This window comes from Rhodococcus sp. 05-2255-1e, from assembly GCF_002259025.1.
Classification (GTDB): domain Bacteria; phylum Actinomycetota; class Actinomycetes; order Mycobacteriales; family Mycobacteriaceae; genus Rhodococcoides; species Rhodococcoides fascians.
Genome location: NZ_NOZE01000048.1, coordinates 83,721 through 97,115, shown reverse-complemented (window position 1 = coordinate 97,115; position 13,395 = coordinate 83,721). Strand labels below are relative to the sequence as shown.

Below are 13,395 nucleotides of genomic sequence, written 5' to 3'. Positions count from 1 at the left end.
AAGGCCAAAGGGAGAACACCCGCATGACCAACAACGCCCCCGACTTCGACTACGACGAGCGACCAGCCCTACCCGACCTACCGATGTTTGCCGCCGATCCGATCATCCTCGACGATGGCGACAACGAGATAACTCGTTACAGGAGCGGGCAATACGGCTCCTCATCTGCAGGTCTGCTCGCCGCAGCCGGCAAGGACGGTCGCCACTCCCACCCGGAACCCGAGCGACTCGAGACGGTCCCGTTCACATCGCCATCACCATTTCCAGCTGAGCGGTCGGACGTCGCGAGGACCAACCACCAATTGGTCAAGCAACTGACCAAAGAAGCATCCGAAATCCTCTCTCTCCGTAAGACCCAACGAGCAGATCAGGCCCTCAACCCTGAGCTGGGCGTCACTGCCATGACCCCGGACGAGGAGCGTGAGTCGGGCAGGCAGATCGTCATAGATCTCGTCAGCAAAGAAGTGCAGTCCGCGATCGACACCGGTCACGAACAGCTGAGCGTCCAAGAGGAACAGACGCTGGTCAAAGCGGTCTTCGACACGCTGTTCGGACTCGGCCCACTTCAGCCGCTCGTCGACGACCCGAACGTCGAGAACATCCTCATCAACGGCGACAGCGTCATTGTGATGTACCCCGACGGGAGTCTGCAGGCACGACCGCCGATCGCGGACAGCGACGAAGAGCTCTACGACTGGCTCACCAACCTCGCGCAGCGCGCACCCGGTGGTGGACGACCGTTCTCGCAGGTCAACCCCAACCTCCGCCTCAATCTGCCCGGCGACATCCGCTTGTCCGCGATGGGCTACTCGGTCCGCCATCCCAGTATCGCCATCCGCATGCACCGCCACAAGGATGTGACCATCGACAAGATGGTCGAAATGGGTGTTATGCCCCAACTGTTGTCCGAGATCCTCAGCGCCGCAGTCATCGGTGGTGCCTCCATCGTGATCTCCGGGCCCATGGGATCAGGTAAAACAACCAACCTTCGTGCGCTCGCCAACTGCCTTCCCCTGCAAACACGGATCGGCACAGCAGAGACAGAGTACGAACTGTTCCTCGACAAACTCGACGGTCGCAGACCGTATGTTGTTGCAGCCGAGGCAATCACCGGCGGCGGCGAACGAAACGAGCTGACCGGAGCGCTACGCGGCGCGACGACGCTGTCCGACATCCTTTACCAGTTCGTGCGAATGCAGCTCGACCGTGTCATCGTCGGAGAGGTAGCCGGCGGCGAGATCATCGACATGTTCAAAGCAATGCAGATGGCCAAAGGCTCCCTGAGTACCACGCACGCCGAGCATGCCGCCGGCGCGATCGACCGCCTCGTCACCTGCGCCCTCGAAGCAGGAGTGCCGGTCGAGTACGCCTACCGCCAAGTGGCACACCACATCAATCTGATCATTCAGCTGCAGACGGACTACGAATTTACCGACACCGGCGAGAGGCGTCAGGTCCGATTCGTCAGCGAGGTCATCCATATCGAGGCCGGCGAAAACGCCATGCCCGCAGTAACCAAAATTTACGAAGGAAAGCCGGGCGGGACCGGCGAATACGGAACTTTGCCCCCAGCTTTGCTCCGCAAGCTCTACGCAGGCGGTTTCAGTCCGAACCAAATCCCCATCAACACGATCACAGGTGGTGGGCTCTGATGTACACGTTCACGGCCGTCGGTATCGTCCTTGTCTTTGCCGCCGGGATGTGGTTTTTTGCCAACGGAATTCGCGATCGCCGCGACCCGACTGCGCCGACACGCCACCGCACCTCACGTGCGCGGATTGCCCGGCGGACAAAATTACTCCTCGCCATCGGAACTGCCGTCGGCCTTGCTGCATGGCTCCTCAGTGGATGGTTCGTACTCTTCCCCATCATTCCGATCGCAGCAGTAGGCGTCCCCTACCTACTCGGATCGTCAGCCGCCGCCGACGACATCGAACGCCTCAATGCCCTCGAAGAATGGGTGCGCAACCTGACTGGAGTGCTCGCAGCAGGATCCGGCCTCGAACAGGCCATCATCGCAACGCACAGGGGAATGCCTCAAGCATTGCGTCCGGAAATTACGAGCCTCATCACGCGCCTGCGTGGCAATGTGTCGATCGACGAAGCGTTGCTTCGGTTCGCAGACGATCTCGACGATTCCACCGGCGACTACGTGGTCGGTGCACTGCGGCAGGCAGCTCGCCTGCGCGGCTCCGGACTCACCGCAGCCTTGAAGCGACTTTCAGAATCGGTGGCAGAGAACGTGCGCAACCGCAGAACGGCCGAAGCGGAACGGCAAGGGCCCCGCACGACCGCTCGCGGGGTCACCGTCATCACCGTCGTTGTCATCGTTGGGTTGTTCCTGTTCACCAACTACATGGACCCGTACAAACAGCCCCTCCTCCAGCCCGTTCTGTTCCTCGAATTCATCGGTTTCGGCCTGGTGCTCGGGTGGATGAAGCGATACACCTTGCCAGTGAAATACCCCAGGTTCATCGGCACCAAGGACCGCGACGCAGCAAACACCGCACGTGAGAGGAGCGCAGTATGAACAACTTCGAGCTCTGGGCGATCGCCCTTGCCGCTCTCGCCGCTCTCGGCTTGATCCTCCTCGTTCTCCGCATACTGCCGGCCGACCCAGCACTCGGCGATGCCATGGAACGACTGTCCGGTGCAGCCCCGGACCCGTACACCGTCGACACCCGCGGCGGTGACGACCTCACCGGTTCGGATGCCCTGTCCTACAAGGTCGGTGCCCGCTTCTACCCGCGGCTGCGATCGCAGGCGTGGTTCAGGATCCCGACCGCGGACCTGGCGATCCTCCGAGAAACTCCACAAAAGTTCATCGGAGACAAAATCCTTTCCGCTGCAATAGGTCTGATCATCGCGCCGATTTCGATCGCACTCCTGGCGCTGTTCGGCATGGCAGTGCCCCTGACTTTTCCCGTAGCCGGTTCCCTCGTCCTGGCGCTGGTGGGATTCTTCGCGCCCGACGCCGACGTCAAGACTCGCGCCGCTAGTGCCCGACTCGAATTCACCCGAGCATTGGCGGCGTTCATCGACTTCGTTTCGTTGAACCGAAGTGGCGGCGTCGCTGCATTCCAAAGTCTCGAACGCGCTGCCGCAGTGGGCGATAGCTGGGTGTTTCTACGTCTGGATGCCGAGCTTCAGAAAGCGTCCCTCGCCGGACAGGCACCATGGGCTGCTCTGTCCAATCTTGCAGCCGAACTGGCGCTGCCGGAGTTGGGAGATCTCGCGGACATCATGACCTATACCGGCGACCAGGGAGCGAGCGTGGCCGACACTCTTGCCGCGCGGGCCGGAGCGCTCCGCAGTGCCCTGCTCTCGAAAGAACAAGGCGAAGCAGGAGCCAAAACGAAGAAGATGGACGCACCTCTCGGCACCTTGGCCGTGCTGTTCATGATCATGCTGATCGTGCCGGCCGGAGTGAACATCATGGGCGGCGTCTAGACCGAACAACCCGAATGCGTTGTCATTCAACGATCAACTACCAAGTTTGAGCTGTGCAAACACCGATCCGTGCACTTCACCTGCTCGAAGTGTCCGGTCTTGGCGATAGTCTGACCGGCATCCAGAACCGTCATAACCAGGGCTTTTACATATCGAAGGGAAACGTCACATGGCAGCATCGCGCACAATCGCAAACCGGATCGCAGCAACCACCGCAACACTGTTCGCATTGGCACTGTTCTCCTATACCCGGATGACCGAGCGCGCCGGCGGACGCAAAAGCGACAAGGGCTACAGCATGGAGACCGTCGTCATCACCGCCGGCCTCGTCATCCTCGCCATCGCTATCGTCGCCGGAATCACCGTGGTTGCACAGCGCTACCTCAACCGAATCCAGTAACCCCACCACTCGCCCAACGAGACAGGGGAGGACCAGCGTTGCTCACCGACACACATGTACCACTACGCGAATGGCTCACCCGCATACGTCGAGACGACCGCGGCGCAGCCCTCGAAACAGTCGTGGTATTCGGCGTCGTCCTACTGCTCTTCCTCATCGCAATCCAGGCAGCTCTCTACGCTCACGCACGGACCGTAGCGATTTCGACCGGTGAAGAAGCTCTACGACAAGCGCGATCGCAATTCGGCAGCGCTGCGGCCGGAACAGCGGCGGGCTACGCCTTCGCATCCACCGCCGGCCCGACGACCCTTCGAGCACCCGTCATTGTCGTCAACCGAGGCTTGCGAGAAGCAACTGTCCAGATCACCGGACAACCCATCCGCCTCATCCCCTTCTTCTCCCTCGACATCAATGTCAGCGAGACGCTTCCCGTTGAACGAGTCACTGCCCCAGGAACCAGATGAACACCGCGAACAAACTGCGCCAGCTGGCAGCCGCAGCCAGAGCCGACGACCGAGGATCGGCCCTGCAGACTGTCATCGTCGCCCCCGCCACACTGTTCCTGATCGCACTGATCGTCACCTTCGGCGTTCTCGCGCAAGCGCACCAGAAAGTAGTCCACGCCGCGAACGAGGCCGCGCGTACCGCCTCCATCGCGCGAACGGCGTTCTCCGCAGCCCCCGATGCGCAAGCAGCCGCGCGAAACGACCTGGCAGCACGAGGGCTCACCTGTTCCGCTCTCAACGTCAACACCGACCTCGGCGGATTCAGAACTCGCCCCGGCGTCACGGCTTCCGTCTCGGCCACCGTCACGTGCGTCATCTCCCTCGACGCACTCGGATTCCCGCAAGTCATGGGCTCACGGACCATCACAGCAACCGCGACTTCACCCGTCGACACCTACCGGGAGCGCGCCTGATGACCGAAGCACTACGCCGGGCGGTGGCCGCCTGCACACGGCGAGACGCGCACAACGACGCCGGAACCATCGCCATGTGGAGCGTCATCACAGCCATGGCGTTGCTGATCATGATGGGTCTCGTCGTCGACGGCGGCGGCAAAGTTTACGCCAAGCAGCGCGCCGAGCAAGTCGCTGAAGAAGCAGCCCGCGGGGCAGGACAAGCCATCATCGAACCACTCGCAGTCCGCGGTACCAACGTCGTCGTCAACCCGCTGACAGCCCAAGCCAAAGCCACCAAATACCTTGCCGCAGCAGGAATCCCCGGCGTCGTCGTGCAGACCGGACCGACAACACTGCTGATCACCACCACAACGACCTACCAACCCCGTGTCCTCGGTTTGATCGGCGTCGGGCCACAGCAGATCATCGGAACAGCCACCGTCAACCTGAACCGCACCAACCTCGGAATCCCCGGCACACCATGACCAATCGACCGCAGAGCAGACGAGTCGCAGAACTCCACGAGAAGACGGAGGACGTGATTCGACAGCTCGCGGCGCAACGCTGCACGACCCCGGCCACCCTGCAGCCATCGGAAAGGACACCCGCATGACCACCATCCGACGGCGCTTGACTGGTTTGCTCTACCTGATCGTCCTACTCGTCCTCGTCGTCGGAATTCCGCTCGCACTGTGGACATTCCGCGGCAACCCAATACCGACGACGCTGCCCGATCTCGACCAGATCAAAACAGCTCTGACCACCCAAGACGACGGATCACTCTTCCTCGGATTCGTGACCTGGATCGGCTGGCTCGCCTGGGCCACCTTCACCTTCAGCACCGTCATCGAACTCGTCGCAGCACTACGCGGCATCAAAGCACCTCAACTCCGAGGCCTCGGCTTCCAGCAGCGAAGCGCCTCCGTTCTCATAGGCGGAGCGCTCATGCTGGTAACAGCGGGCACCGCCACAGCCCAACCCCTCACCGCCACAGCACTACCGCTCTTCGACGCCCCTGCCCACTCGGCACCGATCCAAGTAACGCAACAAAGCCAACCGCATCCAGCAGAAGCCCCCGCCCGCCCCATCAACGGGGAAACCATCACGGTGCAGCAGGGCGACAGCCTATGGAAACTCGCAGAACGCCACCTTGGCGATGGCTTTCGATACACCGAGATCAAGCAACTCAACGCCGACGTCCTGACCGTCGACGGATGGCTGCAACCAGGATGGAAACTTCAGCTCCCCGCCGCCGCACCCACAACCGTCGACGGGGCCTACACAGTTCGAGAAGGCGACAGTCTCTGGAGCATCGCCGAGCAACATCTGGGTGACGGACACCGCTACAAAGAAATCATCAACGCCGACGGAACTGCACCGTCGACAATCATCCACGTCGGCCAGCAGCTCACCGTCAACGATCAAACCGCCGAGACCGTCACGCCCGAACCGGGTCCGGTTGCTTCCCCCGACCCGGCCCCGGTTGCTGCCGCTCCTGTACCTGCTGCTGTGCCCGAACCGACCGTCGCTCCTGAACCGGCCCCGGTCGCTGCCGCTCCCGAACCGGCTCCGGCTGCCGCTCCTGAACCGGCCCCCGCAGCAGCGCCTGAACTGTCCTCCGCTGCACCTCTCCTGGGTGGCACCGACGTTCCGGAACAAGCGGAGATGGTTCCGGGCGGTGACGAACAGGCTCAGGCAGAAGCGCAGGCCGCTGCCGCCGCCGCTGCGAAGATTTTCGGCATCGAACTCAACAGCGCTTCGTCACAGCTACCTGCTCCGACAGCGGCGGCTCCTGAGCCAGCGCCTGCTCCAGCAGCCCCTGAGCAGGCAGAGGCCCCCGCCCCGTCGGCGGTTCCTGAGCCAGCGCCTGCTCCGGTGGCCGCCCCTGAGCCAGCAGAGGCTCCCGCCCCGGTGGCAGCTTCCGAACCTGCTGCTGAGTCCGCGGGCGCAGATGTTGTGGCACCCGGGCCGGCACCCGCTCAAATGCCTGCTCCAGCGCAGACGTCGTCACCCAGTCCTGCTGCAGCTCCCGCCCCGACTCAGCCAGCCACCCAGATCCCACTGAATACATCGACGACAGACCCGGTATATATCGCCGCCACTGCGCAGCCAAGCGATGTCTCCGAGGATCAGAACAGCACATTGTGGCTCGGTATCTCAGCCCTAGCGGCCATCGGACTGGCTGGGGCCTTCGGGCTGCGCCGGCACCGTCAACAGCACGATCGCCGCAGAGGCGAGACCCTCCCTCAAACCTGGGGCGCTGCAGCAGTTGTGGAAGAACAGATTCATTCTGCAGCGGACAACAACGTCCTCACGCGGCTCGACGAAGCACTGAGGACTATCGCCGAACACGCTCGGACACAGGGCAACGCACTGCCGGCATTACTCGGCGCATTCATCGGTCCCGATGCGGTGGAGCTAGTAATCCTTGATGACTCCGTACTGCCGGACCAGTGGCTCAGATCAGAGACCGGCACCTGGACCCTCCCCGCCGACGTCCGGATCGCCCCAGCACCCACCACAATCAGCCCGTACCCCACGCTCGTGACACTCGGTTCCACAGACGACCGAACCCAAGTTCTTCTCAACCTGGAAGAACTCGGCTACCTCGGCGTCTCAGCTTCACCAGAGCACGCCCGCGGCACTCTCCAGGCCCTGGCCCTCGAACTCGTCGAATCCCCGCTCGCCGACAATCTGCACCTGACGCTGATCGGTTTCGGACAGGAGCTCCCCGAACTGTTCGGCAACGGTCGAATCGAGCACACCGACCAACCAGGCGAAGTGCTGGCCAGACTCGCCCGACAAGCCGAACGTGACCAAGACACCCTCGTCGAACAACACATCGACAGCATTGCAGCGGCCCGTTCGATCTACGACACAAGCGAAATGACCGCCCCCGAAGTAGTTCTCATCGCGAGTCAGTTGACGGCCGACCAACAGCAATCACTCGATCAGATCCTGGCCGCCACACCGCGCGTGGCGTTCGCTGCCGCCAGCACCGCCAGCACCGCCAGCGAGAACACCCAGGCCGCGTGGACACTCGACATCGTCGACCGCAACACCGCAAGCCTTGTCAAACGAGACACCGACGGCGGCTTCGCATTCCAGCCAGCATTTCTCGAGCCGGACCAATATGAAGGCATTACCGCCTACCTCGCGACCGCCACACAGCCAGCTATCCCCACAGAGTCGTCCATGCACGACCCCTGGGCTGCAGCCGAAATCGACGCACACCTCACCGACGCCGAAAGCGCTGAGACCTTCCTCGACTCCGTCACCACGATCGACCCCACCGACCAGCTGCTGCTGAACGGAACTACCGCATCGGAGACCGCCCCCGACGTCACAAACGTTCCGACCTACAGCCCGGACGCCGCGCAGTGGACATCCCCAGAAGCGATCAGGTACGACGACCAGGCCCCACCCATCGCTCCTGTCGCTGGTGACGTACCGGCCCCGGGACATCTCTGGCTCCATCTTCTCGGGAAACCAGCAGTCACCACCCCGACCGGGGAGCCACCCAAGGACGGCCGTGAAGTACTCCTAACCGAGATCGCCGCTCTTCTCTCCATCCACCCGGGAATCAAACACGACTCCATCGACAAAAAGATCTGGCCTGCAGACAATTTCGACAAACTCCCTCTGGAGGATCAGCCGAAAAAGAAGGCGACACGACGCCAGAACTACCTCTCGAGACTGCGAAATTGGTTGGGAGAGACAGAGAACGGTGAGCAGGCATTTCCGAAGCACGGCGACCGCACCGGCCGCACCGGCTACCGACTGCACCCCGATGTCCGATCGGACTGGGACTACTGGCAACAACTGATCGACACCACTCCGGCCGCCGCCACCGATGCGGAATTGCGGACGGCTGCAGAACTGGTAAACGATCAACCATTCGCCGGGACACGGTCAGACCGTTACGGGTGGGCACGAAACCTACAGCAGCACATGATCTCGACCCTCGCGGATGCCCTCGAAGAGCTCGCCACCAGACAAATAAAGACCGGAGATCTTTCCGCCGCGCTCACCACCGCAAACCGCGGCGTCACCGTCGAACCGTTCCGAGAAGGTCTCTGGAGACTGGCGATCATCGCTACCCACGGGAGCGACGAGATCAGCAAGACCCAGGAGCTGATCGACCAACTGCTCGCGAACCTCGCCGACATCGATGTCGACCCAGAACCCGAAACCGACGAACTCTTGCGCGCCCTCGCGCAATTCCACAATGGCGGCAACGCCCTCTACCGGATCGGAGCAATAGCCAGTTGATAGCAGTCGCGTCAATCGAGGTGTCTGAAGTGTCCGGTAAGCACGTTACGGTCCAAACAGCCGCACCATTATCGTTATCGCAGTACAACGCACAGAACAACGTAGGGGGTCCACGATGATCAGCACACGACGTCGCACAGGCGCGGCAATCCTCGCAGTAGCAGCCGCTGCAAGCATCAGCGTCGCATGCGGGAGCGGTGACATTGAGGCGACCCCCGTAACGACCACCACGCAGCCGGTCCTCACGGGACCAGAGGGCGTCGAAAAGTCCCCGGAACAACAGGCGACCGAGCAGGCAACAGCAAAGGTGAATGAGTTCTTCGCCGTTCTCGCGAAGGTCGAGAGCGATCCTGCTGTAGACATCAACATGCTGGACTCTGTTGCGAGTGGAAAGATCCTCGATCAGTTGAAGGCAAACGTGAACCTGCGCCGATCTCAAGGAATTGTCTCCACGGGTGCTGCGACTGTCGCAGATGCATTCGTGACGGAACTGCAGGCACCAAAGGATGCTGACGGGAACCCAATTAAGGAAGAAGCGTCGGCAACATTGCGAGTCTGCATCGACAGCTCGAACTATGACCAGATCCGTCCGGACGGCACGAGTGTGCTCCCTCCTGACCGAGTCCGGCGGGAGCTGGGCAAGCCGACTCTGGAGAACGTGGCGTGGCCAGATTCATCAGGCTGGCGCATTGTTTCCGATGCAGTGACTTCTTCGGGTACCCCATGCGACGCACCATGATCGACGGTTTGGCAAGTAGGCAACTGGAATCCATAAGGGCGGTGGGTCATGCGTAAGCCGCTTGGGGTTATCGCATCAGTGCTTCTAGTTGGAGTGTTCAACGCGAACCCAGTATTTGCGCAGCCGGGGATCGGCACCGGAACTGGCGGTGCCTTCGGCGGAGGCTTGGGTGGTTCGACAGTTGTGGTCGAAGGTACGTACACGAGTGTGCCGTCAGGGGGTGGAACGACTGGATCCGCGCCAGCTGCTGTGGGCGGGGGAGGTGGTGGGAGCGCCGCGCCGTCCGGACCGCCGCTCGAGTTCGTTCCGTCGACTGACGCCGCCAATATGACGCTTGTTCGAAATGCTGATAGTGGTGCCCCGATGGCAGTGAACGTCGTTAATGATGACGGCACAACATGGTCCTGCGAAGCGGCCGGTCCGTGTGTTCAAATTCCGGACGTTGGGGTGCCGGCTACGCCTCCGGTGGTCGACGTTATGACCGTTGTCGGCCAAGCGGTTACGGCAATGCAGTTGGATCCGCCCGGAATAGGCATCACCCCGAACCCCGCAAACACAGGTGCTGTCGGCCTGGTTGGTCTACCCGGCTGGTTCTGGGTCGCTGACCCACGGGAATCGACAGTCGGCCCCGTGACCAGAACTGCAGCAGGACCGGGTGTCATAGTTTCTGCTACAGGGGTCAATACGTCCGTGGTCGTCAATTGGGGGGACGGATCCGTGCCGTCGGTGTGCCCAGGTGCGTTACTGCCCTTCACGCCGTATACCGATGTTGCACAAGGGCTTCCAAGTCCGACGTGCGGCAATATCGTTTATCACAAGACGTCCACTACCGAGCCCGGTGGGACATTCAAGGTCTCCGCGACATCGAATTGGCTCGTCACGTGGACAGCGACGACACCCAACGGGACGGTCGGTGGAGTCATACCCACGCCGCTGACTTCGCGTACTGAAGTTCGGATTGGTGAACTGCAGGTCCTGGTCACAAATTAGAGCCGTGCGCCCCCGCTCCTCGGGTGCGAAATTGAGTCACTCCAGGCTTACCGGTTTGTAGGCTGGTGGAATGCCTGAACGGTTGACTGTCAACGTCACGATGCCACCGGAATTGGCTGGGGGGCAAGTGCAGGCCTACCTGGAAGAGTTGGGGTTCGAGGTCGCCCACACGTCCGCGCCCGATGTGTGGGCGTTAACCGAGCCGGCTGCCAGCATGGACTGTGTCGATTTTATGACCGTTCGCACCCTGTCGGGTTCGGAAGCGGACGTCGATGACGAGCTCGTCGACCTCCCGCAAGACCCTTACGTCTCCAGGCTGGACCATGGGCGAGTCGTTGAGGAGCGCCTTCGCGCGATCAGACAGATGAGCGCGGGTGCGGTGGGATCGTTCCTGTACGGACTCCAGCTACCTGTCATCACCGCCAGCGATCGAGCCTTGTCCGCGGCAGTACAGGACGCGAGTAGGGAGTTGGCCGGAACTTCGGACGACGATGACGAGCATCCGTTCGACCGGCATGCTGTCCACGTTGTTCGCTATGGCAACGCCACGCACCGTCGGATCAGGTTTCCTGGTTTCGTGTTACGTCTGAATCAGGACCCCGAACTTCTCGACGACATACGACGCGGGCCGATCGACGTCGATGAGACCATTTTCGCGTCGGGATCGTCGATCCTGAGCAGTGTCTTGATTCCCGCGAGCCATCTCGGTCCGTTGTTGGCCGCACGGTCTCCATGGGTATGGGCGTTTCAAGCGAACAGGGTGTCGGGTGCGGTGATTTTCACTCTCGGCACAGATATTGTCGGGAGGTCTCCTGTTCCGTACGAAGCGCATCAGGTACTTCCCCGATCACCAGTGGGTCGCCTTCCCCAGCGGCAGGAGCCGCCGGCACCGGAGGCGTGGGGTGCGGCCGTCGCTTGGTGGGTTGCTCAGATGAACTCTGTTCTCGGGCATCTCCTGAACCCATGCCTGTTCGCAGATGCTGACGGTGACTACCTCCCCTATGCGCAGCAGAACCGGTTGATGGAATTTGCGGATCTTCTGCAACGAGTTACCTCGACGCTGCTATCGCTGCACGACGACTACGCAGCCGGAGTTCTGATGTGGTCAGCAATGGACCTGATCGAGGCGACCTGGCTTTCATGGGATCTCACGGCACTGTGCAAGCCCTCGGTTGCGGCGAAAGCGCTGCAGCAAGTTCGAGAACGTATGCCTGCTGATGTTCAGTCCGTCCTGCTTCCGTACGCGGCTTTTGGTGTGGAAGCGTTGACCGAAGTGGGGGACGGGTTCTTCATCAAGAATTACCGTAGGTCGGAGAAGGTAATTCTGAAGCTGCCCGGTGGAGCGGACAAATCCCTGTCACTCGATGACGCAGTGAGTCAGTTCATGCGTTTGCGCAGGAACACTACACACGGGTTCGACAAACCTGATCCCGTCCGTGACCGACTTTTCGCGCAACACAACGGCCGGCTGCCGGCGACACTGATGTACCTGCCGCTGCTGTACTTGATGTACATCATGTCCGATCCTGATGACCTGAGACGTCGTCTGCTCCGTCGATCCGCTCGAAGACGCAGGACGCAGTGAGAGGTGTTCACACACGTTGCCGGTGGTGTGCTGAGACAATATTGCGGTGAGTGTCATGGTGCGCCGGCTGATGGGTGCGGTGTGGCCGACGAGGTTCGGCGCAGCCGAAATTGATGTCGAAAAGGGGGCGCTAGCAGTGGAATCGAACGACCGGGGTGGGCGCGAAAATGCTTCACCGGACTCCGCTGCTGGCGAAGAGATGGCGTCCGAGCTCAACCCGGTGAGTGTCGAGCTGAATCCGGCGGCAATCGAGATGGTGCACGCGAGCATCGAACGGACGCTGGATTCTCAGGAACGCCGAGTGACGAGCATCGATCAGCGCGGGGGTGTGCTGCTGGGATTCGCGGGCATTCTGGTGGGGATCGTGTTGCGCAATCCCGCGGGGATCGGTGTGTGGGAGGTTGCGGGTGCTGCCCTGGCCGGTGCGGCGGCAATCATGGCGGCATTCGTGATTGCACCCAATACCGCGTCGGGGCTCAATCCGGAAGTGGTGTTGGAGGAGTATTCGACAGTCGATGAGACGACGGGCCGGTTCGAGATCGCGTCGACACTGGTGTCGATTTATCAGGTGACAGAGATGCGGCTTCGGAGCAAGCTGATGCGGTTGCGGATCACGACGGGTCTGTTGGCTGGATCTGTGCTGGTGTTGCTCGTGACGGCTATCATTCGGATGTAGGAGGACATCATGGCTACGGTGAACGAGCAGCAGAAACCTGATCGACCGGTGGGCTCGGCGAGCCCGGCGACGGCGTCGCGGCGTCGCAAGGTGGCCTTGCGTCCCAATCCTCGGCTGGTGGGCAACTACGAGGGCAGTTCCCGCACGATCGACGAAGTGCGACGCCAGATAGAGAAGCAGCAGGGGGCGTCGGCGTGACGGCCTCGAAAGATCAGAATCCGCCGGCGGGGTCGTCGGCTCCACGTGCCAGCGCGCGCCCTGTGGTGGTGGTCCCGACATCGGCTGCGGGTGATCGCACCATTGTTCGGGCAGCACCCAACGAGAGAGCTATCCGCAGCATCACTGCGGGGGCTGCACCTCAAAATGTGCGGTCCGCTGTCCG

The 13,395-nt window shown here is 61.7% G+C and carries 12 protein-coding genes; all 12 read left to right on the top strand.

Going from position 1 to position 13,395, the window contains the following annotated elements; genetic code table 11:
* Positions 1 to 23 precede the first annotated feature (23 nt).
* Complete coding sequence (locus CH262_RS26770) at positions 24 to 1,652, top strand: CpaF family protein (RefSeq protein WP_015586074.1); 1,629 nt, start codon at positions 24 to 26, stop codon at positions 1,650 to 1,652.
* On the top strand, positions 1,652 to 2,530 hold the full coding sequence (locus CH262_RS26765; RefSeq protein ID WP_052047795.1) for a type II secretion system F family protein: 879 nt from the start codon (positions 1,652 to 1,654) through the stop codon (positions 2,528 to 2,530). The genes CH262_RS26770 and CH262_RS26765 overlap by 1 nt, the downstream gene beginning before the upstream one ends.
* The gene (locus CH262_RS26760; RefSeq protein WP_032364991.1) at positions 2,527 to 3,450 is read left to right on the top strand and encodes a type II secretion system F family protein; all 924 of its coding nucleotides are present in this window, start codon (positions 2,527 to 2,529) and stop codon (positions 3,448 to 3,450) included. The genes CH262_RS26765 and CH262_RS26760 overlap by 4 nt, the downstream gene beginning before the upstream one ends.
* 169 nt (positions 3,451 to 3,619) lie before the next feature.
* The gene (locus tag CH262_RS26755) at positions 3,620 to 3,850 is read left to right on the top strand and encodes a hypothetical protein (protein ID WP_015586077.1); all 231 of its coding nucleotides are present in this window, start codon (positions 3,620 to 3,622) and stop codon (positions 3,848 to 3,850) included.
* A gap of 38 nt (positions 3,851 to 3,888) precedes the next feature.
* Positions 3,889 to 4,314 (top strand): type II secretion system protein, encoded by a 426-nt coding sequence (locus tag CH262_RS26750; protein ID WP_015586078.1) that lies wholly within the window; start codon positions 3,889 to 3,891, stop codon positions 4,312 to 4,314.
* Entirely contained in the window at positions 4,311 to 4,769 is a 459-nt protein-coding gene (locus CH262_RS26745; RefSeq protein WP_015586079.1) for a TadE family protein, read from the top strand. Before CH262_RS26750 ends, CH262_RS26745 begins: the two co-directional genes overlap by 4 nt.
* Entirely contained in the window at positions 4,769 to 5,236 is a 468-nt protein-coding gene (locus CH262_RS26740; RefSeq protein ID WP_015586080.1) for a pilus assembly protein TadG-related protein, read from the top strand. The genes CH262_RS26745 and CH262_RS26740 overlap by 1 nt, the downstream gene beginning before the upstream one ends.
* A gap of 124 nt (positions 5,237 to 5,360) precedes the next feature.
* On the top strand, positions 5,361 to 9,023 hold the full coding sequence (locus tag CH262_RS28375) for a LysM peptidoglycan-binding domain-containing protein (RefSeq protein ID WP_015586082.1): 3,663 nt from the start codon (positions 5,361 to 5,363) through the stop codon (positions 9,021 to 9,023).
* A gap of 115 nt (positions 9,024 to 9,138) precedes the next feature.
* A complete protein-coding gene (locus CH262_RS26730; protein WP_015586083.1) occupies positions 9,139 to 9,762 on the top strand; it encodes a hypothetical protein in 624 nt (207 codons plus the stop codon).
* Between the two features lie 1,060 nt (positions 9,763 to 10,822).
* The gene (locus CH262_RS26725) at positions 10,823 to 12,337 is read left to right on the top strand and encodes a hypothetical protein (protein ID WP_015586085.1); all 1,515 of its coding nucleotides are present in this window, start codon (positions 10,823 to 10,825) and stop codon (positions 12,335 to 12,337) included.
* A 46-nt stretch (positions 12,338 to 12,383) separates the two neighbouring features.
* Positions 12,384 to 13,013: a hypothetical protein gene (locus CH262_RS26720; protein ID WP_139278539.1), complete on the top strand. Its 630-nt coding sequence runs from the start codon at positions 12,384 to 12,386 to the stop codon at positions 13,011 to 13,013.
* A 9-nt stretch (positions 13,014 to 13,022) separates the two neighbouring features.
* Positions 13,023 to 13,211, top strand: a complete 189-nt coding sequence (locus tag CH262_RS26715) for a hypothetical protein (RefSeq protein WP_015586087.1) — start codon at positions 13,023 to 13,025, stop codon at positions 13,209 to 13,211.
* Positions 13,212 to 13,395 lie beyond the last annotated feature (184 nt).

Bases quoted from the DNA above. Each gene is read 5' to 3' on its own strand.
- CH262_RS26770 (WP_015586074.1), top strand. From the start codon at position 24: ATGACCAACAACGCCCCCGACTTCGACTACGACGAGCGACCAGCCCTA.
- CH262_RS28375 (WP_015586082.1), top strand. From the start codon at position 5,361: ATGACCACCATCCGACGGCGCTTGACTGGTTTGCTCTACCTGATCGTC.
- CH262_RS26760 (WP_032364991.1), top strand. From the start codon at position 2,527: ATGAACAACTTCGAGCTCTGGGCGATCGCCCTTGCCGCTCTCGCCGCT.
- CH262_RS26740 (WP_015586080.1), top strand. From the start codon at position 4,769: ATGACCGAAGCACTACGCCGGGCGGTGGCCGCCTGCACACGGCGAGAC.
- CH262_RS26715 (WP_015586087.1), top strand. From the start codon at position 13,023: ATGGCTACGGTGAACGAGCAGCAGAAACCTGATCGACCGGTGGGCTCG.
- CH262_RS26765 (WP_052047795.1), top strand. From the start codon at position 1,652: ATGTACACGTTCACGGCCGTCGGTATCGTCCTTGTCTTTGCCGCCGGG.
- CH262_RS26755 (WP_015586077.1), top strand. From the start codon at position 3,620: ATGGCAGCATCGCGCACAATCGCAAACCGGATCGCAGCAACCACCGCA.
- CH262_RS26730 (WP_015586083.1), top strand. From the start codon at position 9,139: ATGATCAGCACACGACGTCGCACAGGCGCGGCAATCCTCGCAGTAGCA.
- CH262_RS26725 (WP_015586085.1), top strand. From the start codon at position 10,823: ATGCCTGAACGGTTGACTGTCAACGTCACGATGCCACCGGAATTGGCT.
- CH262_RS26745 (WP_015586079.1), top strand. From the start codon at position 4,311: ATGAACACCGCGAACAAACTGCGCCAGCTGGCAGCCGCAGCCAGAGCC.